Annotated in this window: 24 protein-coding genes; 17 read left to right on the top strand and 7 right to left on the bottom strand. The window is 62.4% G+C overall.

All coding sequences use genetic code 11. The features are described from left to right. Positions 1-25 precede the first annotated feature (25 nt). The 4 genes from ACNQP3_RS21515 to ACNQP3_RS21500 all read left to right on the top strand — a co-directional run bounded on the left by ACNQP3_RS21515 (position 26) and on the right by ACNQP3_RS21500 (position 4,161). Entirely contained in the window at positions 26-1,663 is a 1,638-nt protein-coding gene (locus ACNQP3_RS21515) for a phosphoethanolamine transferase (protein WP_012273694.1), read from the top strand. Positions 1,664-1,802: 139 nt separating this feature from the next. Further along, positions 1,803-2,936 (top strand): ribonuclease D, encoded by a 1,134-nt coding sequence (gene rnd, locus ACNQP3_RS21510; protein ID WP_012273693.1) that lies wholly within the window; start codon positions 1,803-1,805, stop codon positions 2,934-2,936. After that, on the top strand, positions 2,933-3,226 hold the full coding sequence (locus ACNQP3_RS21505) for a YcgL domain-containing protein (protein WP_012273692.1): 294 nt from the start codon (positions 2,933-2,935) through the stop codon (positions 3,224-3,226). Before rnd ends, ACNQP3_RS21505 begins: the two co-directional genes overlap by 4 nt. A gap of 2 nt (positions 3,227-3,228) precedes the next feature. After that, complete coding sequence (locus ACNQP3_RS21500; protein ID WP_012273691.1) at positions 3,229-4,161, top strand: D-2-hydroxyacid dehydrogenase; 933 nt, start codon at positions 3,229-3,231, stop codon at positions 4,159-4,161. 58 nt (positions 4,162-4,219) lie between these two features. Here the strand turns inward: ACNQP3_RS21500 and ACNQP3_RS21495 are convergent, their stop codons facing one another. Next, positions 4,220-4,813 carry a nitroreductase family protein gene (locus ACNQP3_RS21495; RefSeq protein WP_012273690.1) on the bottom strand — a complete coding sequence of 198 codons (594 nt, stop codon included), beginning with the start codon at positions 4,811-4,813 and terminating at the stop codon, positions 4,220-4,222. 144 nt (positions 4,814-4,957) lie between these two features. Here ACNQP3_RS21495 and ACNQP3_RS21490 point away from each other — a divergent pair, with 144 nt between their 5' ends. Together ACNQP3_RS21490 and ACNQP3_RS21485 are read left to right on the top strand one after the other, a co-directional pair. Beyond that, positions 4,958-5,407, top strand: coding sequence for a YcgN family cysteine cluster protein (locus ACNQP3_RS21490; protein ID WP_264316469.1), 450 nt, complete (start codon positions 4,958-4,960; stop codon positions 5,405-5,407). A 41-nt stretch (positions 5,408-5,448) separates the two neighbouring features. Further along, on the top strand, positions 5,449-6,657 hold the full coding sequence (locus ACNQP3_RS21485) for a hypothetical protein (protein WP_012273688.1): 1,209 nt from the start codon (positions 5,449-5,451) through the stop codon (positions 6,655-6,657). Between the two features lie 70 nt (positions 6,658-6,727). Here ACNQP3_RS21485 and ACNQP3_RS21480 read toward each other — a convergent pair whose 3' ends face one another. Beyond that, the gene (locus tag ACNQP3_RS21480) at positions 6,728-7,066 is read right to left on the bottom strand and encodes a YgaP-like transmembrane domain (protein WP_012273687.1); all 339 of its coding nucleotides are present in this window, start codon (positions 7,064-7,066) and stop codon (positions 6,728-6,730) included. A gap of 229 nt (positions 7,067-7,295) precedes the next feature. Between ACNQP3_RS21480 and gabP the strand changes: the two genes are divergently transcribed. The 6 genes from gabP (at position 7,296) to ACNQP3_RS21450 (ending at position 15,069) form a co-directional block, all read left to right on the top strand. Next, entirely contained in the window at positions 7,296-8,693 is a 1,398-nt protein-coding gene (gabP, locus tag ACNQP3_RS21475; RefSeq protein WP_041166559.1) for a GABA permease, read from the top strand. Positions 8,694-8,987: 294 nt separating this feature from the next. Further along, entirely contained in the window at positions 8,988-9,704 is a 717-nt protein-coding gene (locus tag ACNQP3_RS21470; protein ID WP_012273685.1) for a GntR family transcriptional regulator, read from the top strand. A gap of 62 nt (positions 9,705-9,766) precedes the next feature. Next, on the top strand, positions 9,767-11,086 hold the full coding sequence (locus ACNQP3_RS21465; protein WP_264316468.1) for an NAD(P)/FAD-dependent oxidoreductase: 1,320 nt from the start codon (positions 9,767-9,769) through the stop codon (positions 11,084-11,086). A 183-nt stretch (positions 11,087-11,269) separates the two neighbouring features. Beyond that, complete coding sequence (locus ACNQP3_RS21460) at positions 11,270-12,598, top strand: MFS transporter (protein ID WP_060494512.1); 1,329 nt, start codon at positions 11,270-11,272, stop codon at positions 12,596-12,598. Between the two features lie 73 nt (positions 12,599-12,671). Next, positions 12,672-13,565, top strand: coding sequence for a dihydrodipicolinate synthase family protein (locus tag ACNQP3_RS21455; protein ID WP_012273682.1), 894 nt, complete (start codon positions 12,672-12,674; stop codon positions 13,563-13,565). 13 nt (positions 13,566-13,578) lie between these two features. Then, complete coding sequence (locus ACNQP3_RS21450; protein ID WP_012273681.1) at positions 13,579-15,069, top strand: aldehyde dehydrogenase; 1,491 nt, start codon at positions 13,579-13,581, stop codon at positions 15,067-15,069. 75 nt (positions 15,070-15,144) lie between these two features. Here ACNQP3_RS21450 and ACNQP3_RS21445 read toward each other — a convergent pair whose 3' ends face one another. Both ACNQP3_RS21445 and ACNQP3_RS21440 read right to left on the bottom strand, forming a co-directional pair. Next, positions 15,145-15,615 (bottom strand): RNA methyltransferase, encoded by a 471-nt coding sequence (locus tag ACNQP3_RS21445; RefSeq protein ID WP_012273680.1) that lies wholly within the window; start codon positions 15,613-15,615, stop codon positions 15,145-15,147. A gap of 71 nt (positions 15,616-15,686) precedes the next feature. Continuing rightward, the gene (locus ACNQP3_RS21440; RefSeq protein ID WP_003254676.1) at positions 15,687-16,058 is read right to left on the bottom strand and encodes a YajD family HNH nuclease; all 372 of its coding nucleotides are present in this window, start codon (positions 16,056-16,058) and stop codon (positions 15,687-15,689) included. 132 nt (positions 16,059-16,190) lie between these two features. Between ACNQP3_RS21440 and ACNQP3_RS21435 the strand changes: the two genes are divergently transcribed. After that, positions 16,191-16,469, top strand: coding sequence for a hypothetical protein (locus ACNQP3_RS21435; RefSeq protein ID WP_012273679.1), 279 nt, complete (start codon positions 16,191-16,193; stop codon positions 16,467-16,469). Positions 16,470-16,610: 141 nt separating this feature from the next. Here ACNQP3_RS21435 and ACNQP3_RS21430 read toward each other — a convergent pair whose 3' ends face one another. Beyond that, positions 16,611-18,653, bottom strand: coding sequence for a S9 family peptidase (locus ACNQP3_RS21430; RefSeq protein WP_012273678.1), 2,043 nt, complete (start codon positions 18,651-18,653; stop codon positions 16,611-16,613). 92 nt (positions 18,654-18,745) lie between these two features. Here ACNQP3_RS21430 and ACNQP3_RS21425 point away from each other — a divergent pair, with 92 nt between their 5' ends. Genes ACNQP3_RS21425 through ACNQP3_RS21415 form a run of 3 tightly spaced genes read left to right on the top strand, consistent with a single transcriptional unit; the run spans position 18,746 to position 20,562 of the window. After that, the gene (locus ACNQP3_RS21425; protein WP_060494510.1) at positions 18,746-19,243 is read left to right on the top strand and encodes a hypothetical protein; all 498 of its coding nucleotides are present in this window, start codon (positions 18,746-18,748) and stop codon (positions 19,241-19,243) included. A gap of 14 nt (positions 19,244-19,257) precedes the next feature. Further along, positions 19,258-20,031 (top strand): class II glutamine amidotransferase, encoded by a 774-nt coding sequence (locus tag ACNQP3_RS21420; RefSeq protein ID WP_012273676.1) that lies wholly within the window; start codon positions 19,258-19,260, stop codon positions 20,029-20,031. A 9-nt stretch (positions 20,032-20,040) separates the two neighbouring features. Then, positions 20,041-20,562 carry a DUF2937 family protein gene (locus ACNQP3_RS21415; RefSeq protein ID WP_012273675.1) on the top strand — a complete coding sequence of 174 codons (522 nt, stop codon included), beginning with the start codon at positions 20,041-20,043 and terminating at the stop codon, positions 20,560-20,562. Positions 20,563-20,736: 174 nt separating this feature from the next. Here the strand turns inward: ACNQP3_RS21415 and ACNQP3_RS21410 are convergent, their stop codons facing one another. Both ACNQP3_RS21410 and ACNQP3_RS21405 read right to left on the bottom strand, forming a co-directional pair. After that, the gene (locus ACNQP3_RS21410) at positions 20,737-21,258 is read right to left on the bottom strand and encodes a hypothetical protein (RefSeq protein ID WP_060515011.1); all 522 of its coding nucleotides are present in this window, start codon (positions 21,256-21,258) and stop codon (positions 20,737-20,739) included. 209 nt (positions 21,259-21,467) lie between these two features. Further along, positions 21,468-22,379 carry a LysR family transcriptional regulator gene (locus ACNQP3_RS21405; RefSeq protein WP_012273673.1) on the bottom strand — a complete coding sequence of 304 codons (912 nt, stop codon included), beginning with the start codon at positions 22,377-22,379 and terminating at the stop codon, positions 21,468-21,470. A 130-nt stretch (positions 22,380-22,509) separates the two neighbouring features. Between ACNQP3_RS21405 and ACNQP3_RS21400 the strand changes: the two genes are divergently transcribed. Further along, positions 22,510-23,796, top strand: coding sequence for an MFS transporter (locus ACNQP3_RS21400; protein ID WP_012273672.1), 1,287 nt, complete (start codon positions 22,510-22,512; stop codon positions 23,794-23,796). The last annotated feature ends 1 nt before the right edge of the window (position 23,797 follow it).

Raw genomic sequence — 23,797 nt, 5'->3', positions numbered from 1 at the left:
TAATCACTCTTGATTGCGAACACTGATGCTCAACTTCAAATCCCTGCGGACTGAATGGGTCACGCTGCTGGCCAGCCTTTACCTGCTGATCGGCTTCAACATGTTCCTTTGGGGGCATCTGCAAGAGATTGTGCCCGCCGGCCTGTCGGGGCTCTGGCTGAGCCTGGCGTTTGCCGTGCTGATGCTGTTCGCTTTCAATCTAATCCTCACGTTGTTTGCCTTCCGCTATGTATTGAAGCCGGTACTTATCGTGTTGTTCATGAGTGGCGCGGGTGTGGCTTACTTCATGAATCAGTACGGCGTACTTATTGACTCTGGCATGTTCCGTAATATGGCCGAGACCAATGTTGCGGAAGTGCGCGACCTGATGTCGTTCAAGTTTGCCGCCTATATTCTGCTGCTGGGCGTACTGCCTTCGGTTCTGTTGTGGAAAGCGCCGATCGCCTACCGTGCCTGGCACCGCGAGCTGCTGGGCAAGCTGGTGGTCAGCGGTGCCTGTGTGGTGGCCCTCGGCTCGGTAGCGTTGGTCAATTATCAAGGGTTGTCGTCGCTGTTTCGCAATCACCATGAACTGCGCCTGATGCTGACCCCAAGCAATATCGTCGGGGCCTCCATTGGTTATGTCAGCGAGCGTGTCGGTACCGCCTCGCGCCCGTTCCAGAATTATGGCGAAGATGCCAAGCGTGATGCAGCCTGGCAAAAACATGAGCGCAAGTCGCTGACCGTGCTGGTGGTTGGGGAAAGTGCCCGGGCAGACCATTTCGGTGTGCTGGGCTACGACCGCGACACCACGCCGAACCTCGCCAAGCAACAGGGCCTGCTGGCGTTTTCCGACGTGCACTCGTGCGGTACGGAAACGGCGGTCTCGGTGCCGTGCATGTTCTCTGGCATGACGCGCAAGGACTACGATGCCCGCGTGGCCAAGAACCGCGAAGGGCTGCTGGATATCCTCCAGCGTGCCGGCCTGGCCGTGCAGTGGCGTGACAACCAGTCGGGTTGCAAGGGTACCTGCGACCGGGTGCAGTTCATCGATGTCAGCAACCTCAAGGACCCGCAACTGTGTGCCAATGGCGAATGCCATGACCAAATCCTGCTGCAGGGCCTGGACGAGCTGATCGACAACCTCGACAAGGACACCGTGCTGGTGCTGCACCAGATGGGCAGCCACGGCCCCGAGTATTTCAAGCGCTACCCCAGTGGCGAAGAACGCTTCACCCCGGTGTGCCAGAGCAACGCGCTGAACCAGTGCAGCGAGCAGGAAATCATCAATGGCTACGACAACACCCTGGCCTATACCGACAAGGTGCTGGCCTCACTGATCGACACCCTGCGCAGCAAGCAGGACAAGGTCGACACGGCGATGATCTACCTGTCCGACCATGGCGAGTCGCTGGGTGAGTACAACCTGTTCCTGCACGGCACGCCGTACGCCATTGCCCCTGAGCAGCAGAAGCACGTACCGCTGCTGACCTGGTTCTCCGACAGCTACAAGGAAGACTTTGGCATCGATACCGACTGCCTGGCCAAGCTCAGCGATGCCCCGCTGTCGCAGGACAACCTGTTCCATTCGATGCTCGGCCTGTTGCAGGTGCGCACCGAGGTCTACCGGCAGTCGCTGGACATGTTCGCCAGTTGCCGGCCTTGGCTGGCGGCCAAGCGCTGAAACGAAGCGCGCTTTCCGTGGGCGCGGGCGTGCCCGCCCCCACATAACTGCACCACTGATCGATATCAAGGATGGCCCGGGTTTCACCAGCAGTGCCCGCGCCGTATATACTGCGCGCCAATGTTAGTGGGAGAGCCTTGTGGCCATCGAAATTCACTGGATCCGTGACGACCAGAGCCTGGCCGAACACTGCCGCGACTGGCACCAACTGCCCTTCGTCGCCGTCGATACCGAATTCATGCGGGTCGACACCTTCTACCCTAAAGCCGGGCTGATCCAGATCGGCGACGGCCAGCGGGCCTTTTTGATCGATCCATTGCTGATCGGTGACTGGCAACCTTTGGCCGACTTGCTGGAAGACAGCGGTGTGGTCAAGGTGCTGCACGCCTGCAGCGAAGACCTCGAAGTGCTGTTGCGCCTGACCGGCAAGCTGCCCCAACCACTGTTCGACACGCAGTTGGCCGCCGGTTACCTGAACCTGGGCTTCTCCATGGGCTATTCGCGCCTGGTGCAGGACGTGCTGGGCATCGAACTGCCCAAGGGTGAAACCCGCTCCGACTGGCTGCAACGCCCGCTCTCGGAAACCCAGGTCAGCTACGCTGCCGAAGATGCCGTGCACCTTGCCGAATTGTTCACCGAGCTGCGCCCGCGTTTGAGCGACGACAAGTACACCTGGGTGCTGGAAGACGGCGCCGAGCTGGTGGCCGCGTTGCGCCGTGAAGTCGAGCCCGAAACCCTGTACCGCGACGTGAAACTGGCCTGGAAGCTGGCGCCTCAGCAACTGGCCGTGCTGCGTGAGCTGTGCGCCTGGCGCGAGCGCGAAGCACGCCACCGCGACGTGCCGCGTAACCGCATCCTCAAAGAGCACTCGCTGTGGCCCATGGCCAAGAGCCAGCCAAACAACCTGTCGGCGTTGGCCAAGATCGACGAGATGCACCCGCGCACCATTCGTCAGGACGGAGAGTTTCTCATCCAGTTGATCAAGCGCGCCGCCAGCCTGCCCGCCGAACAATGGCCGCAGGTGTTGCCCGAGCCGCTGCCGATCGAAGCCGCTGGCATCCTCAAGCAGCTGCGTGCCATCGGCCAGGCCGAAGGCGAGCGCCTGGGGATTGCCCCTGAGCTGATGCTGCGCAAGAAAACCCTGGAGGCGCTGCTCAAGAGCGGTTACCCCCATGGTCCTTATCAACTGCCCGATTCGCTGCGCGGCTGGCGCCGTGAGCGTATGGGCCAGGCCCTGCTGGACAACCTTGCAGGTGCCGGAGAGATTCGATGAAACGCATTTGCTCGATCTACAAGAGCCCACGCAAGAACGAAATGTACCTGTACGTGCTCAAGGCTGACGGCCTGGAGCGCGTGCCCGAAGGCCTGCTGCCGTTCTTCGGCACCCCGATGCACGCGTTCGACCTGGTGCTCAGCCCTGAGCGCAAGCTGGCCCGCGAGGACATCACCAAGGTGCTGGAAAACCTCGACAACCAGGGCTACCACCTGCAGATGCCGCCGGCGGAAGACGAGTATATCGAGCACCTGCCCGAAGAGCTGCTGCGCCGTAACGACCCGGTCTGATCATGCGTGTACTGATTGCCGAGCATGATCATGCTCGATACGCCGAGCTGTTGCGCGCAGCCGCACCTGAAGTGGAAGTCTTGACCAGCGGCGACTCTGCCGAACTGGCCCGCCTGGCGCCTCAGTGCCCGGTGTGGCTGGGCCAGCCGGACCTGCTGGCAAGCCTGCTGCGCCAGGGCCACAAACCGGGCTGGATGCAGTCGACCTGGGCCGGTATCACGCCGTTGCTGGCCGATGGCCTGCCGCGTGATTACCGCCTGACCCGTGCAGTGGGCATCTTCGGCCAAGTGATGGCCGAATACATGCTCACCTACATGCTTGGCCACGAGCGCGAGGTGCTGTCGCGCCTGGTCAGCCAGGTCGAGCGGCGTTGGGATGACCGCCCGGGGCGCAGCCTGGAAGGGCGCAAGGTGCTGGTTGTCGGCACAGGCGACATTGGCCAGCGTGTGGCCGAGTTTCTGCAGCCGTTTGGCGTGGTGCTGTACGGGGTTGCCAGCAGCGCCCGTGAACAGGCGCCGTTCGTCGAGGTGGCGGCGCTGGCCGACCTGCCGCGCATGGTTGCCCAGGTCGACTACGTGCTCAACCTGCTGCCGGACACGCCGGCCACTCATGACCTGTACGACGCGGCGCTGTTCAAGTGCTTCCAGCCCTCGGCCTTGTTCATCAATGCCGGGCGCGGGGTGGCGGTGGTCGATGCCGACCTGGTAGAGGCGTTGAAGGAAGGCCATCTCGCCGGTGCGGTGATCGATGTCTGCCGGCAGGAGCCGTTGCCCAAGCAGCACCCGTTCTGGACCGCATGGGGCTTGCTGCTCACCGGGCACAGCTCGGCACCCACCTCGCCTGCGGCGATGGTGCGGTTGTTTGTCGAGAATGCACGGGCTTATGAAGCGGGGCAGGGGCTGCGTGGCGAAGTGGACTTCGCTCGGGGCTACTGAATTCTGTTGTCTGTACCGTCCTTTTCGCAGCACACGGCCGGTACAGCCAACCCCTAGCTTACAGGCTGAAATCGCCCTCGGCCGCCAGCTCGCTCAACGGCTTGCGTGGGCTCGGTACTTCACGCGCCTGCAGCGCCTCGTCCAGGCTGGCCTTGTCACCCAGCTTGCCGATCGCCACCATGGCATGCAGCACATAGCCTTCAGGAATCTTCAGTTCCTGACGCGCCAGGTCCTGGTCGAAGCCGGCCATGCCATGGGTATGCCAGCCGCTGATGCTGGCTTGCAGCGCCAGGTGCCCCCAGGCGGAGCCGGTGTCGAAGGTGTGCCACAGCGCCGGTTTTTCTTCCGTAGCGCCTGGGGCCGCGAACGTGGTCTTGGAAATGACCAGCACCAGTGCCGACGCCTGTTGCGCCCAGCTACGGTTGAACGGCACCAGCAGGCTCAGATAGCGCTCCCAGCTCGGCGTGTCACGGCGGGCATAAAGGAAGCGCCAAGGCTGCGAGTTGTACGCCGACGGTGCCCAACGGGCGGCTTCAAGGAAGCTCAGCAGGGTTTCTTCGCTGATCGGCTCGGCGGTAAAGGCGCGTGGCGACCAGCGGTTGATGAACTGCTCGTTGATGGCGTAATCGGCAATGCGGGGGTTGGCGCTCATGGCGGCTCCTGCAAACGGACGGGAAAAGCGCACGCTACTGCGTCCCGTCGCGACTGACAAGCGGTCTGGCTTTGCCGAAGGCCAGGCTCTAGACTGGCGCCGCCGCGCGCCGTGGCCCCAAGATGAATGCAGGAACCCCGTGTGATGATCGCTGAAAACGCGCCGTTCTGGCAGCGCAAGACCCTCGAACAACTCAGCCCGCAAGAGTGGGAGGCGCTGTGTGACGGCTGCGGCCTGTGCTGCCTGCAAAAGCTCGAGGACGAAGACGACAACAGCGTCTATTACACGCGCATCGCCTGCAAGCTGCTGGACCTTGATTCCTGCCAGTGCAGCGACTACCCCAACCGCTTCGCCCAGGTGCCGGACTGCATCCAGCTCACCCCAGGCAAGGCCGACCAGTTCAAGTGGCTGCCGAGTACCTGCGGCTACCGCCTGGTCAGTGAGGGCAAGGACCTGCCAGCCTGGCATCACCTGGTTTGCGGCGATCGTCAACAGGTTCATGAACAGCGCATTTCCCAGTCGGGGCGTATGCTCAGGGAGCAGGATGTGCACGAAGACGACTGGGAAGACCACCTGATCTTCCGCGCCAGCTGACCGGCGCGGCCCGCTGCCACGGGGAAACAAGGAGTTTCTGTATGCGTTGCCAGCTGTTCTTGCTGTTGGGCCTGATGGCCAGTTCGCCAGCCTGGGCGAAAAAAGTCGACCTCGACTACCAGGTGCGCCTGCTGCCTGCCAGTGGTCAGGCGCAAGTCCGCGTGACATTGGCCGACGGCAGCGCCGTGCGCAGCCTGGACTTCGACCTGGGCAAGGCCGGTGCCTACAGTGGCTTCCAGGCAGATGGCCAATGGCAACTCAAGGGCCAGCGTGGTGTGTGGCAGCCGGCGGCGGGCAAGACCAGCCTCAGCTACCGCGTGCAGTTGGACCAGAAACTGACCAGTGGCGCTTATTCATCGCGCATTACCCCGCATTGGGCGCTGTTTCTCGGCGATCAGCTGATACCGCCTGCGCGTCTCGATCAGCAGGATGGCACGGAGCTTGTGGCGCGCCTGGCTTTCGACCTGCCCGAAGGGTGGAAAAGCATCGAAACCTCATGGCCGCGTATTGGCAAGGACAAATTCCGCATCGACAACGTTTCGCGCCTGTTCGATCGCCCGACCGGCTGGATGCTGGCCGGTGACCTGGGCAGCCGCCGTGCCCGCCTGGGCGATACCGAAGTGACCGTTGCCGCGCCGGTGGGGCAGGGCATGCGGCGTATGGACAGCCTGACCTTGCTCACATTCGTCTGGCCGCAATTGCAGGCAGTGTTCCCGCGCAATCCGCCAAAGCTGCTGCTGGTGGGGGCGCGTGACGGCATGTGGCGTGGGGCGATGGCGGCCCAGGGTTCGCTGTACCTGCACAGTGCTCGGCCGATGGTCAGCGAGAATGGCAGCAGCCCGTTGCTGCGCGAAGTGGTGCAGCTGTTTGCGCAGATTCATGGGCGCGACGGCAATGACTGGTTGGTAGAGAGCCTGACCGATTACTACGCCAGCGAGTTGCTGCGCCGTTCCGGTGGTGTAAGCGATGACCGTTACCAGGCCTGGCAGGCCCGCCTGAGCAAGCAAGGCGCCAAGGTCACCCGGCTCAAGGGCGAGCGCACAAGCCCGGCCCAGGTGGCCCGTGGGGTGATCTTGCTTCAGGCACTGGACAAGGAAATCCGCATTCACACCCAGGCCAAGCGCTCGCTGGACGATGTGGTGCGCGGGTTGATGCGCCTGCCCAGCGTCAGTACCGAGGACTTCGTGCAGATCAGCGAGAATGTGCTGGGCCGGCGTTCCGAGGTGTTGCAGAGCAAGGCGTTGCGCTAGGCACTTTTGTTACCTGTACCGACCTCTTCACGGGCCTGCCCGCGAAGAGGTCGGTACAGGTAAAGCAGATTCAGCTGTCGGCCAACGGATCCTTCCCGGTTACCGTCACCCCTCTGGTCGCCGCCCTGGCACTGGCCTTCAACACCTCCAGTTCTGCCGCGCTGCGCGCTATATCCGAACGCAACCGGTGGTATTCCTGCCGATGCCGCTGCCACCAGGCCTTGGTTGAGCAGTGCCCGCTGACGCCGCGTGCTACCGCAATGCCGCCCACCACCATTTGCAGCAAGCCGACCAGGCCACCATGGCGCAGCCCCTTGCTGAACATCAGCGCTCCGCCAGCCAGCGAGCTGACCCGTTCCAGGCCATGAACATTGTGCTGCGACGTCGCAGCAGAGTGGATATCGAACATGGCAAGACCTCCGTGTGAAATGTCTGCAGGTGACCTGCAGGAAGTCGCCGGCGTTCAATCGGGGCGCCCGGCGGTGGCAATGTCATCTATGGTCAACTCCGTGGCGGATCCAGGCAACTTGACCGCCCCCTTGCTGGCGTACCGTGACCGGGCGCGAAGCTCATCCACGCTGGGTTTCGATCCAGGAGCTTCACGTCCCCCCACAAAGAAAACAAAAGCAGGGATCAGGATGACAATGACAAGCGCGAGTGGCGCCGGCAATCAGCTGGCGCAAGGCTTCAAGCAACGCCATGTGACCATGCTCTCCATCGCCGGGGTGATCGGTGCCGGGTTGTTCATCGGCTCCGGGCACGCCATCGCCGCGGCCGGCCCCTCGGCCATCGTCGCCTACGCCTTGGCAGGTGCATTGGTGGTACTGGTGATGCGCATGCTCGGGGAAATGGCAGTCGCCAGCCCCGATACCGGCTCGTTCTCCACCTACGCCGACCGCGCCATCGGCCGCTGGGCCGGCTTTACCATCGGCTGGCTGTACTGGTGGTTCTGGGTGCTGGTGATTCCCATCGAAGCCATCGCCGCTGGCGTGGTGCTCAACAACTGGTTCCCGCACATCGATGCCTGGTTCTTTGCCCTGAGCATGACCGTGCTGCTGACCGCGACCAACCTGTTCAGTGTGGCCAAGTACGGCGAATTCGAATTCTGGTTCGCCATGCTCAAGGTCATTGCCATCGTCGCGTTCATCGCCCTGGGGGCAGCGGCGCTGGCCGGTGTGTTGCCTGGGCGTGAAGTCAGTGGGCTGCCACGGTTGCTGGAGCAGCAGGGCGGGTTTATGCCCAATGGCTGGACGGCGATTATCGGCGCCTTGCTGACCACCATGTTCAGTTACCTGGGTACCGAGGCGGTGACCATTGCCGCCTCCGAATCGAAAGACCCGGCACGCAACATCGCCAAGGCTACCCGTTCGGTCATCTGGCGCATCAGCGTGTTCTACCTGCTTTCGATCTTCGTGATCATCTCGGTGGTGCCATGGAACGACCCGCTGCTGCCCGTGCAGGGCTCCTACCAGCGAGCGCTGGAAATCATGAGCATCCCCTACGCCAAGCAGTTGGTGGACATCGTCGTGCTGGTGGCGGTGGCCAGCTGCCTGAACTCGTCGATCTACATCTCGTCGCGGATGCTCTACTCGCTGAGCAAGCGTGGCGATGCACCGGGCTTCATCCAGCGCACCTCGAAGGTTGGCGTACCGCGTGCGGCGGTGATTGGCAGTACGCTGATCGGCATGTTGGCGACCATCGTCAACTACTTTGCCCCGGCTGAGGTGTTCGCCTTCCTGCTGGCCAGCTCCGGTTCGATTGCCTTGCTGGTGTATCTGGCGATTGCGTGCTCGCAACTGCGCATGCGCGCGATCCTGCAGCGGCAGAATGTCGAGATCGCTTTCCGTATGTGGCTGTACCCGTGGCTGACCTATGCAGTCATCGGCTTCATCATCTTTGCCCTGGGCACCATGTTTGTCATGCCCAAGCACCGCATGGAGGTGTCGCTGACTCTGGCACTGGCGCTGGTGATTCTGGTGCTGGGGGTGGTTACCAGCAAACGGCATGCGCGGCGGGAGGCCTTGGCAACCGCGTAACGGGAAATGTGACTGGAAGGGAGCCACCTGCTTGCAGGTGGCTTTTTTGTTTGTAGCGGCGAAGAGGCCGGCACATTGTGCGCACTTGTCTTGTCTGGAGAGTTTTTTGTCCGGTTTGGCAATGCAGCCTCAAGGGTGTTTAATCTCCCCCGGAAACCCGCTGGAACCCTTATAAACAAAGGCTCAGACAGATTTCGCCGTTCATCGAAAATGCTGTAGACACATTGTCTAACAGTACCCTATAGTCGTTATACAAATAGTAGACACAGCGCTATGACAACAAAGAAGGCCGCCATGAAAGCCACCGTCCAACCACTCGCTGCAGAAGTGCCGCAGGACCGCAAAGCCGTCCTCGCCGAAGCGCTGCGTCGCCGGATCCTGAGCATGGAACTGGCCCCGGGCGCCGTGGTGGATGAATTGGCCCTGTGCGACGAATTTGGCCTGTCGCGCCCCCCTGTGCGCGAGTTGCTGCGCCAGATTGCCGCCGAAGGCTACATCGAACTGGAAGCCAACCGCGCGCCACGCGTCGCCGCCATGAACCACGAGTCGCTGCACAGCTTTTACGTTGCCGCCCCGCTTATCTACGTGGCCACTACCCAGCTGGCCGCCACCTATGCCAGCGCTGAAGAAATCGCAGTGCTCAAGGCTATCCAGGCCCAATTCCGCCAGGCCATCGAAGAGCGCGACGTGGAAAACCGCGTGCTTTACAACGACGCCTTCCACCTGGAAATCGGCAAGATGGCGCACAACGATTACCTGATGCCAAGCCTGCGCCGCCTGCTGATCGACCACACCCGCTTGGGCAAGATCTTCTATCGCCACCCGACCACCGACGACATGCAGCGCGACCTCGAGCTGGCGTGTGAACAGCACGAACAAATGATCCAGGCCATCGAGCGCCGCGACCCGCAAGCCGCAGGCCAGCTGGTGCGTGAGCACTTCGAGCTGTCGCGCCGGCGCATGGCGGAGTACGCCGCGCCGCAAGGGCTGGATGTGCCGATTCAGATTTGAGTTACACAGGTAAGCCCCGCCGGTGCTGACCATTCGACGACTACAAGAACCAGGTTTGTGACATGACAAGAATAAGTTCGTTACCCGCCGATGATGCCACCTGTGGCTGGTATCACCTGAGCAAGCCCCGCACGCCAAGGCCGGCCCACAAGGGCCGCAGCCAGGCGCGTTGGGTGGTGGTCGGCGCCGGTTTCACCGGCCTGGCTGCCGCGCGGCAGCTGGCAACGAACTTTCCGCATGACGAGATCATACTGGTCGAGGCCCAGGAGGTCGGTTATGGCACCTCCGGGCGCAATGCCGGCTTTGCCATCGACCTGCCGCACGATATCGGCGCCGAGGACTACATTGGCGACATCGCTATCGCCAAGACCGTGCTCAAGCTCAACCTGGGTGGCCAGCAGTACCTCAAGGACCTGATCGAGCGTTACGCCATCGAGTGCCAGTTCCGCCACTGCGGCAAGTACCAGGCGGCCATCGAAGGCCGCGGTATTGCCGTGCTGGATGCCTACCGCCGGGGGCTGGACAAACTGGGGCAACCCTACGAAGTGGTCGAGGGGCGCGACCTGCCTGAGCACATCGGCACGGATTTCTACCGCAAGGGCCTGTTCACGCCCGGCACTGCCTTGCTGCAACCTTCGGCGTTGGTCAAAGGCCTCGCCGACAGCCTGCCGTCCAACGTCTCGTTGTACGAGCACACCCCGATCACCGACGTCGAGTACGGCGACAAGGTGGTGCTGCGCCACGCCCACGGTTCGATCACCGCCGACAAGCTGGTGCTCACCACCAACGCCTTCGGCATGAGCTTCGGCTTCCTCAAGGGCCGCATGCTGCCGGTGTTCACCTACGGCAGCATCACCCGGCCGCTGACCGAGGACGAACAGGCACGTCTTGGCGGCAAGCCCTACTGGGGCGTGATCCCGGCCGACCCGTTCGGCACCACCATGCGCCGCACCGTCGACAACCGCCTGTTGATCCGCAACAGCTTCAGCTACAACCCCGACGGGCGCAGCAATGGCAAATACCTGGAGCGCTTCGTCCAGCGCCACCGCGAATCGTTCGCCCGACGCTTCCCGATGTTGCCCAATGTGAACTTCGAATATACCTGGGGCGGTGCACTGGCATTATCGCGCAACCACATGGGCTTCTTTGGCAAGTTGGCGCCCAATGTTGTAGGTGCACTGTGCTGCAACGGCCTGGGCGTTACCCGTGGCACCGTTACCGGCAAGTTGCTGGCCGACTGGCTGGCTGGCGACAAGCACGAGCTGATCGAGTTTTTGCTCAATGCCCCCGGGCCCTCTGCAAACCCGCCGCAACCCCTGGTTTCCCTGGGGCTGAACGCCAACCTCATGTGGGGGCAGTTCCGCGCTGGCAAAGAAAGCTGATCGTCAGCTGAGTTAGGCCAATAGAACATTTACGTCGGCATTGGTTGGCCGGCACGGGCGCGGCTTGCCCGAACTTGATGATCGAGATGCGCAGTTCGATCACCCGGGGCTGAAGGCGGTTTTCAGTTTCGCGGACGCGCTCGCCTTGCAAATGTGCATGTAGCAGAAATGGTAGGAACAATAATGACAAGTCCGAATGTTTCGATTGAAGATGTACCGATCAACAACTTCCACCAGTGGCTGACCCTGCGCTCCGGTGGCGGCTCGTTCGTCGACGGCTATGTACTGAGCATCATCGGCGTGGCCATGGTGCAGATGTCCGCAGGGCTCAACCTGACCAGTTTCTGGCAGGGCATGATCGCCGCCTCGGCGTTGATCGGCATTTTCTTCGGTGGTTTCTTCGGCGGTTGGCTGACCGACCGCTTCGGCCGCAAGCGCGTGTTCTTCGTTGGCCCGACCTTGTTCATCCTGGCTTCGGTCGCGCAGTTCTGGGTCGAGTCGGCGCTGGTATTGTTCCTGCTGCGGTTCGCCATCGGTATTGCCGTGGGTATCGAATATCCGGTCGCCACGTCGCTGCTGGTGGAGTTCCTGCCCAGGAAGAACCGTGGCCCGCGCCTGGCTACCCTGACGGTGTTGTGGTTTGCCGGCGCCGCCACTGCCTATCTGGCGGGTGAGGCCATCCTTCGCCACGGCGGCGACGATGCCTGGCGCCTGGTGCTGGCCAGCGCCGCAGTGATCGGTGCGCTGCTGTTCGCCATCCGCCTGGGTACTCCCGAATCGCCACGCTGGCTGATCAGCAAGGGCCGCTCGGCCGAGGCCGATGAGGTGATCAAGCGCGTCTACGGCCAGGGGTTTTCGCTGAGCAACCTGCCGGAAGAGCCCAAGACCCGCAAACTGTCGTTCCTCAGCCTGCTGCACTCCGGCTATGGCAAGCGCATGTTGTTCGTCACCATGTTCTGGACCTGCTCGGTGATCCCTGTGTTTGCGGTGTACGCATTCGCCCCGAAAGTGCTGGGCGCGCTGAACCTCAAAGGTGACTGGGCATCGATCGGCTCCATTGCAATCACCTTCCTCTTCGTGGTCGGCTGTATTGTGGGCACCCGCCTGCTCAACACCATCGGCCGGCGCACCACGCTGTTGCACAGCTTCTTCTGGTCGGGGTTGGCGCTGCTGGGCCTGGGTGCCTTCAGCAACGGCAACGAGATGCTCATCCTGGTGCTGTTTGGTGCCTATGCCTTGTTCATCGGTGGCGCCCAGGTGCTGCAGCTGGTGTACCCCAACGAATTGTTCCCCACCGAAATCCGTGCCGGCGCCGTGGGCGTGGGCACCTCCATGTCGCGGGTCGGTGCCGCCGTCGGCACCTGGCTGGTGCCCATCGCCCTCGATAGCTACGGCATCGGCGCCACCATGTACGCCGCCGCTGCCGTGACCTTCGTCGGCCTGGCTTTCTCGGTTGCCCTGGCCCCGGAAACCCGCTCGCTGAACCTGCAACAAGCGGCTTCGCTGAGCTGAAACCCTACAACCCGCCGCAGCGTCTTTGCGTTGCGGCCTTCACAACACTGAGCAACGCACTGGAGAACCTACCGTGAAATTCGAAGGCATCTACACCCCGGCAATCACTCCGCTGGCTGCGGACGGCTCGATCGACAAGGCGGCGTTCGCCGAGGTCCTCGAATACCTGGTCGAGTCGAAAGTCCACGGCGTCATCATTGGCGGCTCCACCGGCGAGTACTACGCCCACACCACCCAGGAGCGCATCGACCTGGCTGCCCAGGCCAAGGACGTGCTCAACGGCCGCCTGCCGCTGATCGTCGGCACCGGTGGCATCCGTACCGAAGATGCGGTTGCCTTCGCCCAGCACGCCAAGGAAATCAAGGCTGACGCGCTGCTGGTCGGCACCCCACCGTACGCGCTGCCGACCCAGCAGGAAATCGCCCTGCACGTGAAGGCTGTCGACGCTGCCGCCGGTCTGCCGATCATGCTCTACAACTACCCAGGCCGCATGAGCGTGAGCATGGGTGAAGCATTCTTCGACGCCGTGGCCGACGTGAAGAACATCGTCGCCATCAAGGAAAGCTCCGGTGACATGGCCCAGCTGCACCGCCTGGCCATCCATCGCCCGAACATCCAGCTGTCGTGCGGCTGGGACGACCAGGCCCTGGAGTTCTTCGCCTGGGGCGCCCAGAGCTGGGTCTGCGCCGGTTCCAACTTCATCCCGCGCGAGCACGTGGCCCTCTACGAGGCCTGCGTGATCGAGAAGGACTTCGCCAAAGGCCGCAAGATCATGGCCGCCATGATGCCGCTGATGGACTTCCTGGAAGGTGGCAAGTTCGTCCAGGCCATCAAGAACGGCGTGGCCCTGAATGGCTTGAAAACCGGCGGCGTGCGCAAGCCGCTGTACGACCTGGATGACGCCGAGAAGCAAGCACTCAAGCGCGTGGTCACCGAGCTGAAAGCCACCATCGCCCAGATCAAATAAGGAGGCCGGAAAAATGGCTGAATTGCTGAGCAAGGAACAATACGCGGCCATCGCCGCCGAACTGCAACTGCGGACCAAGGCCTTCATCGACGGCGAATTCCGCGATGCCATCTCGGGCAAGACCTTCGTCACCACCAACCCGGCCACCGGCAAGCAACTGGCCGAGGTCGCCGCCTGCGACGTCAACGATGTCAACGTCGCCGTGGCCGCTGCCAAGCGTGTGTTCGAAGCAGGCACTTGGTCGAAGATGCAGCCCAGCGACCGCAAGCACGTGCTGCAGAAGTTCGCCCAGTTGCTGGAGGACAATGCCCACGAGTTGGCCGTGCTGGAAGCGTTGGACAGTGGCAAGCCGGTCAGCGAGTGCCAGACAGTCGATGTACCGGAAACCATCCACACGCTCCGCTGGCACGCCGAGCTGATCGACAAGATCTACGACGCCACCGCGCCGACCGGCAACGCAGCCGTCACCATGGTGGTGCGTGAAGCCATTGGCGTAGTCGGCCTGGTGCTGCCGTGGAACTTCCCGCTGCTGATGCTGGCCTGGAAGATTGCCCCATCGCTGGCTGCCGGTTGCTCGATTGTGGTCAAACCGGCCAAAGAAACCACCCTCAGCGCCCTGCGCGTGGCCGAGCTGGCCCACGAGGCCGGCATCCCGGCCGGTGTGTTCAACCTGGTGCCTGGCGGTGGCCGCGAAGTGGGTGAGGCCATCGGCCGGCACATGGATATCCCGATGGTCAGCTTCACCGGCTCGACCGACACTGGCCGCCTGTTCCTGAAATACGCTGCCGAGTCCAACCTCAAGCGCATCGTCCTGGAGCTGGGTGGCAAGAACCCGGCCGTGGTCATGAACGACGTCGAGGACCTGGACGAAGTGGCCCAGTTCGTCACCGCAGGTGCGTTCTGGAACATGGGGGAGAACTGCTCGGCCTCGTCGCGCCTGATCGTGCACAAGGACGTGAAGGACGAGCTGCTGAGCCTCATCGCCAAGCACCTGAAGGGCTGGAAGCTGGGCGACCCGCTGGACCCGGACAACCGCCTGGGCGCCATGGTCAGCAAGTCGCATTTCGAGAAGGTCAAGTCGTACCTGGAATACGCTGCCGAGCAAAAACTCAGCATCGTTCAGGGGGGCGAAACCGAGGACGGCGTGTTCGTGCAGCCGACCATCGTCGACAACGTTGGCCGTGACAACAAACTGTTCGTCGAGGAAATCTTCGGCCCGGTGCTGAGCGTGACCAGCTTCGAGACCATCGACGAGGCGATCGAGCTGGCCAACGACACCGTATACGGCCTGGCGGCTTCGGCCTACACCGGCAGCTTGCGCAATGCGCTGCGCCTGTCGCGTGAAATCCGCGCGGGTGTGGTCACAGTCAACTGCTTCGGCGAAGGTGACGTGACCACGCCGTTCGGTGGCTACAAAGAGTCTGGCTTTGGTGGGCGCGACAAGTCCATCTGGGCCCACGACCAGTACACGGAGCTGAAGACCATCTGGATCAACGCTTCGTGATTCGAGCAAGACCGGTGCTGTTCTGACGGAGCTCAGCACCTGGCCGCCCCTGCTGTTGCAGTGGCGGCCTTTTCATTACTTGAACTTGGGCCCCGAGCGGGTATTCAGCCCTTTGGCCAAACGGTCATACAGCACCACGTTCACCGTCGCTGCCAGGTTCATGCAACCCTCGGTCGGAATGTAGATAGTCTCTTCACACCACCCCCGCACTTCCTCGCTCAACGAACCATCCTCCGGCCCGAAGATGTAGATGGCCCGGTCCGGGTGGGTATATTCCGGCAAGGGCCGCGCACCTTCCACCAGCTCCACCGCCACTGGCGTGCAGCCCAGCGGGATGATGCGCTGCAGATCGTCGATGCCGATCAGCGGGATGTCGTAGTGCACGCGCTTGGTGTCGGTGACGAAGTCACGCGCGCGCTCATACCGTTTGCCGGTGTAAAACACCGAATTGACGCCATAGCAGCCCGCGGCGCGCATCACCGAGCCGACGTTTTCTGCCGACTTTGGGTTGAACAGGCCGATGCAGCTGTATCGTTTGTTTGCCACGTACCGGGGCCCTTCGCGAAAAAAGCGCGATTATACGGGCTGCCCGGTAGCTGCGGGGGGCAAATCGATGGTCAGTCTTTCTTCAGCATGCCCGCAAGACCAGCGAACGGGTTGTGAGTGGCCTTGGCGATGCTCGGGGTGCTGGTGGAGCCTTCGCTGAAGTACTGCTGGTCGGTGTAGCGCGAGTGCTCGTTGTCGTGGCAGTAAAGGCACAGCAGCTCCCAGTTGGAGCCGTCCTGCGGGTTGTTGTCGTGGTTGTGGTCGCGGTGGTGCACGGTCAGCTCGCTCAGGCGCTTGCCGGCGAACTCGCGGGCGCAGCGGCCACAAACGTGCGGGTACATTCTCAGGGCCTTGTCGCGGTAGCCCATTTCCTTGTCGCGCTTGGCGTCGGCCAGAATGCGGTCGAGGCGCGCGGTGGCGGCGGCGGAAGAGGTGGAGCTCATGGTGTTTCCTTTGTTCTGATCAGGCAGATGACGGTTATGTCATTGAGTCTAGCGCGCTTGCAGGGCAGGCGGACAGGCGAAAGCTTTGATTTAGGCGTAGGCTGTTGGAAGGTTCCCGACAGGAGGTTGCTGATGTTTCACGCGATCCTCACCGCGCTGTTGCTGGCAGGCTGGCCCCTGGCCGAAGCCGCCAGCACGCCACCCCGGCTCACTACCCCGGTACCCGGCGCACCCGGTACGCCGACGCCTACGCCATACCCGCAGATAACCCCGAGTACGCCGCCCAAGGCTTATGACAGCCAGCCGGGGGCGCCGCTGTTGCCACCGATGCCGGTGCCCGGGCCGCCGAAGGACCAGCCATTGCCGGGGTTGCGGCCAGAACCGCCGAAACCGGCGGTGGATGATGATTGATATAGCAGACGTGTGTGGCGGTGGTTTTTGGGGCTGCTTTGCAGCCCATCGCGACACTAGGCCGTTTCCACAGATACCGCGCAGGACTCGTGTGGGAGCGGCCTTGTGTCGCGAAAGGGGCGCAAAGCGCCCCTAGCTATCTCAAACGATACCCAGCTCGCCGAATACGAACGCATATTCCAGCGCCACATCCTTCAGCCCTTGGTATCGCCCGCTCATCCCGCCATGCCCTGCGCCCATTTCGGTCTTGAGCAGCAGCAGGTGGTCGTCGGTCTTGCGCGTACGCAACCGCGCCACCCATTTGGCCGCTTCCCAGTACTGCACGCGGCTGTCGTTGTAACCCGCCACCACCAGCATCGCTGGATAGTCCTGGGCCTTTACGTTCTCATAAGGTGCATACGCCTTGATGCGCTCGTAAACCTGCGGTTCCTCTGGGTTGCCCCATTCGTCGTATTCGGTCACGGTCAGCGGTAGCTCGGGGTCGAGCATGGTGTTGAGCACGTCGACGAACGGCACTTCGGCAATCGCGCAGCGGAACAGCTCGGGGCGCAGGTTGAGCACCGTGCCGATCAGCAGGCCGCCGGCGCTGCCGCCGCTGATGGCCAAGCGATCGGCAGCCGTCACGCCTTTGGCGATCAGGTGCTCGGCGCAGGCGATGAAGTCGCTGAAGGTGTTGTGCTTGTACTCCTGCTTGCCCGCGCGGTACCAGGCTTCACCCAGTTCACCGCCGCCGCGCACGTGGGCGATGGCAAAGGCCACGCCACGCTCCAGCAGGCTCAGGCGCGCATGGGAGAACCACGGGTCGAGGCTTTCCCCATAGGCGCCGTAACCGTACAGGTACAGCGGCACGGTCTTGCCCTGGTCGCGGCGACGGCGTACCAGGCTGATCGGCACCTGGGTGCCGTCCGCCGCAGTCGCCCACAGGCGCTCGCTGACATAGTCATCGGCATCGAACGCACCCAGCACCGGGGTTTGCTTGAGCACAACCTGCGCGCCCGTGGCCAGCTCCAGCTGGCGCACCTGGGCCGGGCGATTGAGGGCTTCGTAGCGCAGGCGCACGCGTGTGCTGACGAACTCCAGGCTGTCCTGTACGTACAGGCTGTAGGCGGCGTCGGGTAGCTCGACGCGATAGGCCGACAGCCCCTGCGGGCGTACTTCGATGATTGGCAGGCCGCCTTCACGCAGGCTCAGGGTGAGGGCGCTGGCATTGAGGCTGAGGCCTTCGAGCATGATTGCGTCGCGGTGCGCCACCAGCACCTGCCATTGCTCACGGCCTGGCACTGGCGCGACAGGGGCATGGTAAAGAGCGAAGTTGATGCCGTCCTGGTTGGTACGGATGAACCAGCGCCACTCGCCGTCGAGCTGGCCATGGTCGGGGAAATATTCATGGCCTTCGACACGCGGCGCCAGGCAGGTGAACGGCGCCTGCGGGGTTTCGGCGTCCAGTACCCAGGCTTCGCTGGTGGTCTTGCTGTTCAGCAGCAGCACCAGTTGGCGCTCGGAGCTGGTGCGATAGCAGTGCAGGAAGAAGCGCCCGTCGGGCTCTTCGAACACGGTCTGCACGGCGTCAGTGCCCAGGGTGTGGCGATGCAGGCGCCATGGCCGATGGGTGTCGTCCAGTTCGGCGAAGAACAGCGTTTGGCTGTCGTTGGCCCAGGTCAGGCTGCCGTCGCAGTCGTCGAAGGGCAGGGGCGTGACGCTGCCACTGGCCAAGTCCTTGACGTACAGGGTGTAGATTTCGTCGCCGCTGGTGTCGAGGCTGTAGGCCAGCAGGCGGTGGTCGGGGCTGACGTTGAACGCCCCCAGCGACAGGAAGCCGCCATTGGCCAGGGCGTTGGGGTCGAGCAGCAGTTGCTCCTGGCTTTCATCGACGGTGTTCGAATCGTCGGCAGGGCGTGGGCAGCGGTAGTGACGTGGGTACTCGTCGCCGGCGGTGGTGCGGGTGTAGTACAGGTAGGGGCCCCAGGGCGACGGCAGCGACAGGTCGGTTTCCAGGATGCGACCCTTGATCTCTTCGAACAACTGCTCACGCAACGCTGCCTGGTCGGCCAGGCAGGCTTCCTGGTAGGCGTTTTCGGCTTGCAGGTAGGCGAGTACCTCGGGGGTGTCGCGCTGTTGCAGCCAGGCGTACGGGTCGGCGGCGTTATCGGCGTGGGCGATGGGCGGCTGAGGCTTGTTGGGCATGGGTGATCTCTTGGCTGGGGACAGGCAAACACTGTCTGCGCCCGGAAAAGTGTTTATCATAGGCATCTCTTTGCCTGGCTTGCACGAACACCATGACCGAGAACGACTACACCTTCGCCTGGGGCCTGTACGCTGTGGCCGCGCTGGGCTGCCTGCTGGTGGGCTTCAAGCTCACCGGCTGGATGTGGCGCTGGCTGCGCGAACCGCTGCGGGTGGTGCTGGCGGTGCTGCTGCTGACGCCGACCATCGTCGACCCGGTAAAGGACAGCTTCGCCCCGGCCATTGCCATCACCGCGTTGGACGTCGCCTTCAAGGTCGGTAACAACGCCTGGCGAGCAGTGTCCGACTTCGCCATGTATGGCTTGATCGCCTTTGGCCTGTATTTCCTCTTCGTGCTGCTGCGCTGGCCGCTTGAAAAACGCGCCCGTGAGCGCCGCGCGCAGGCCGAAGCCGCCGCCAAGCGCCAAGCGGTTGAAGATGATGCAGTCGTTGCCCATGCGCCGCTGGCCGCTGAGCGCGGCGACCGTTACCGTGACGCCCCGCCCCCAGCCGCCCCGCGTGGCGGTGGCCGGGTCGAGCCCCGTCTGTAAACGGAGACACGCCTATGTGTGAACTGCTGGGCATGAGTGCCAACGTCCCTACCGACATCGTTTTCAGCTTCACAGGCCTGATGCAGCGCGGTGGGCGCACCGGCCCTCACCGTGATGGCTGGGGTATCGGCTTTTACGAAGGCCGTGGCCTGCGCCTGTTCCAGGACCCAGCCGCGAGCAGCGAATCGGAAGTGGCCAACCTGGTGCAGCGCTACCCGATCAAGAGCGAAGTGGTGATCGGTCATATCCGCCAGGCCAACGTCGGCAAGGTGTGCCTGTCCAACACCCACCCGTTCGTGCGGGAAATGTGGGGGCGCAACTGGTGCTTCGCGCACAACGGCCAGTTGGGCGACTTCAAGGGCCAGGCCAGCTTCTACCGGCCGGTCGGTGATACCGACAGCGAGGCGGCTTTCTGCGACCTGCTCAACCGCATTCGCAGTGCCTTTCCAGAGCCGGTGCCGGTGGAACAGCTGCTGCCGGTGCTGGTCGAAGCCTGTGCGGGTTACCGTGGGCAGGGCGTGTTCAACTGCATGCTCAGTGACGGCGACTGGCTGTTCTGCTTCTGCTCGACCAAGCTGGTGCACATCACCCGGCGAGCGCCGTTTGGCGCTGCACGCTTGAAAGATGTCGACCTGATCGTTGATTTCCATACCGAAACCACCCCCAACGACGTGGTCACGGTGATCGCCACCGAGGCCCTGACCGAAAACGAGACCTGGCACCGCTACGAGCCGGGTCAGTGGGCGCTGTGGCGCCACGGCGAATGCGTGGCGCACGGCCAAAGCTAAGGACGCTGCATGTTCAGAAGTTACCTGCGGTTGCTGCTGTTCACCTTCGGCCTGCTGGCCGGCATTCAGGTCCCGGGGCTGGTCAAGGACTATAGCCAGCGGGTCGAGGCGCACCTGTTCGAGTCGCGCGAGGCGCTCGACGGGTTTCGGCAAACGGCTGAGCGCTTTTTCAAAGGCGACCTGCAGGCGTTGCTGCAGCATTACCGCAGCAGTGACGACCCGGTGTTCAACAGTGATGCCAACAGCATCGAAAGCCTGATGATCCGCAACGAACTGCTGGAAAACGAATGGCAGGCGCTGCAAGGGCCGTGGGCCGAGCGTACCTGGCATGTGCTGGTGCAGGCCGACCCGCAGTTGCGCGAAGAAACCCTCAATGGTTACAGCTACCAGATTTTGCTGGTGCCCGAGGCGATTGGCTGGGGCGTTGGCGCAGGGTTTGTGCTGGCCTTTGTGGTCGAAAGCCTGTTGCTGGGGATTGGCTGGGTGATCCTGGGTGGGCGGCGCAGGGCGGTGAAAGAAAGCTGGCGCTAAGCTGCGCGCAGCGCCCCCTGGGCTTTAGCAATGATGCCTAGATTGTCGGGCCGGCGACACTCTCTGGCTCCATGACCTGCAGGCCGTGGCCGGGCCTCTCATGCGAACGCAGTCGTCAGGACAAGGCGGTCGCATGAAAGCCATGTTGTAATTGGAGAAGGAAACTGCATTTCATCACGTTTTGTCCGTGGATGATTTAGCAATATCCAAGAACTCAAAATTGCAGGATAGTTTGAACTTGGATGTTTCCTTGTTTGTTTTGGGAGGGGCATTTTTCAGGGGGGCGGGCATGTCTGGCGTCCTGCTGTGCTCAGCCTCGAAACTGCCAGAAACATCGGTAATCTTGAGGTTTCCCATTTTTGTATCAAACTTTACTGTTCCAACCATGCTGCCGGCAATCATGCCGTCATAAATGCATTTGACGAAGATATTATTGTTGAAATCGCTGGTCGAGTAAACTCCATCCGGAAGTCCTTTTTTTATAGATACGACGACGCGATCAAACGGTTTGTCTAGAATGGCGACACCTCTCCAATAGTTCGCATCACTGATAGTTAAATATACATCGATAGGTTTGAGAGGCGCTTCTCGTCCGAGTGGCCATTTCATCTTGCCTTTGAACTTTCCGGGGTGGCTGTCGGATGATTTGGGCTCACCGTAAAATGGATCCTCAAGCAGTTGCCGTTCACTTTTCATGATCGTTCACTCTACGCTGGTGTGCAGTAGTTGCACGAACGGTAAACTACGCGGCATAACCCGAATTTACTACTGGCAGAATTATCAGGTGCGGAGTTTGGCGTTTTCTCTGCTGGAACCGCCAGTTCAATCGTTTCCACAGGACTTGGGTGGCAGCCATTCACGGGATGAGAACCGTATGCGGTGGTCCAAAAACCACGCTGGTCGTATCAGAAGAGCATTATCCGCTGCCCCCCCACATCCCGCGCATACGCTTCCAGCACCTGTCGACAAACCCCAACCACCTCATCCACCAACGCCACCCCGGTCTGCCACGCCACCACCAGCTCCAGGCTCGGCGGCGGTTGCAGCCCCTCCAGCAGCACCAACTCACCCCGGCCCAGCTCGGCATCCACCAGCGCTGGGGGCAATGCGCCAATGCCAAAACCGTCGCGCAACAGCCGGGTGATCGCCGCCACCGAGTTCACGCAGTTCAACCGCGGCGCTTCTGCGCCCGCAGCTTGCAGCAGGCTCAGCACCTCTTGGTGCGGCCGTGAGTTCTTCGAGAAGGTGATGATGCGCTCGCGACCAAGCTCGGCCAGCGAGGCATAGTCCCGGTGCTGGTGCGAGCCGGCAGCCACTACCCAGCCCATCGGGTAGCGCGCCAGGTCGAGGCTGCGGATGGACTGCTCGCGCAGCAAGTCGGTCTGCAGAATCACGTCGAGAAAACCCTTTTGCAACTGCTCGCGCAGGTTCAGCGCGGTGTCGGCCACCAGCTCGATTTCCACCTGTGGGTAGCGCTCGGTCAGTTCCGCCACCAGCGCGCTCATCCAGGTGTGGATTACCGTGTCCATCACGCCAATACGAATTCGCCCGACCTTGGCCCGGTCGCTGTCCAGCGACTGCTTCATGGCCTTGGCGGTTTCCAGCATGCGCTCGGCATATTCCAGCACCTTGCCACCTTCCGGGGTCAGGCTGACACCCCGGGAATCGCGCAGCAGCAGTTTTACGCCCAGGTCGGCCTCCAGCGCGGCAATGCGGCTGGACACCGAGGCCTGGGTGGTGAACAGCTTTTGCGCCGTCAGGCGGAAGCTTTTGAGCCGGGCGACCCAGACGAAGGTTTCGAGGAAGCGAAGGTTCATGATCAGTTTTTCTTGTTCCAGACCGGCGGTTTTTATCGTTGGACTCAAGCGTCGCGGCCTCTGAACAATGGTGCCCAGGCCGCGACGCTTTATGTCGCCCATAAAACAATACCAACAAGCCGAGGCATCCATGAACCCCACCGGCGTGCAGCAGCAGGTCAGTTCCCCCCCTTCGTCCGGGCCCTTCGCCTGGTACCGCGACATCGACAAACAGCAACGGCGCACCTTCTGGAGCTGCAAGATCGGCTATGGCCTGGACGGCATGGACACGCAGATGCTCAGCTTCGTCATCCCCACGCTGATCATGCTGTGGGGCATCACCACCACCGAAGCCGGGTTGATCCACACCAGCACGCTGATCGCCTCGGCCGTGGGTGGCTGGGTGGCCGGTATTCTTTCCGACCGCATCGGCCGGGTACGCACCCTGCAGTTGACGGTGCTGTGGTTCGCCTTCTTCACCTTCCTGTGCGGCTTCGCCCAGAACTATGAGCAACTGCTGATCGCCCGCACCTTGATGGGCTTTGGTTTCGGCGGCGAATGGACCGCCGGTGCGGTGTTGATCGGCGAAGTGATCCGTGCTCAGGACCGAGGCAAGGCGGTTGGCATGGTGCAGTCCGGCTGGGCCATCGGCTGGGGCCTCACGGCGATTCTCTATGCGCTGCTGTTCTCATGGTTGCCGCCAGAGCAGGCCTGGCGTGCACTGTTCCTGCTGGGGCTGGTACCGGCGATCTTCGTGATTTTCGTTCGCCGCCTGGTCAAGGACCCCGAGGTATACCGCGAGGCCAAGTCGGTGGAAAACGCCGAGGCACCTTCGCACTTCTACGAAATCTTCGCACCGGGCATGCTCTGGACCACTGTACGTGCGTCCCTGCTGACCACTGGCGCACTGGGTGGGTACTACGCCATCACCTCGTGGCTGCCGACCTTCCTCAAGAACGAGCGCGGTCTGAGCGTGCTGGGCACGGGTGGCTACCTGGCCATGGTGATCGTCGGCTCGTACGTGGGTTATGTGGTCAGCGCGTACTTGTCCGACCTGCTGGGGCGCAAGAAGAACTTCATCCTGTTCGCCGTGGGCTCGTTCGTCATCGTGCTGCTGTACACGCAGATGCCGGTCAGCGATGGGGTGATGCTGTGGCTGGGCTTCCCGCTGGGCTTCTTCGCATCGGGTATCTTCAGCGGCATGGGCGCATTCCTGACCGAACTGTTCCCCACGCGCATCCGGGGTTCGGGGCAGGGTTTCTGCTACAACATCGGCAAAGTCATTGCGGCGCTGTTCCCATTGCTGATCGGCATGCTCGGCCAGAACGTGCCCCTGGGCCTGGGTATCGGCGTGTTTTCTGCGGTGTCCTACGGCATTGTGATCGTGGCCGCCTTGAGCCTGCCGGAAACACGCGGCAAACAGCTGCTGGCGCGGTAAG

The organism is Pseudomonas sp. LFS074, assembly GCF_047978165.1.
Taxonomy (GTDB): domain Bacteria; phylum Pseudomonadota; class Gammaproteobacteria; order Pseudomonadales; family Pseudomonadaceae; genus Aquipseudomonas; species Aquipseudomonas putida_P.
The sequence above is the reverse complement of the archived record's forward strand: the minus strand, read 5'-3'. Positions and strand labels throughout refer to the sequence as shown.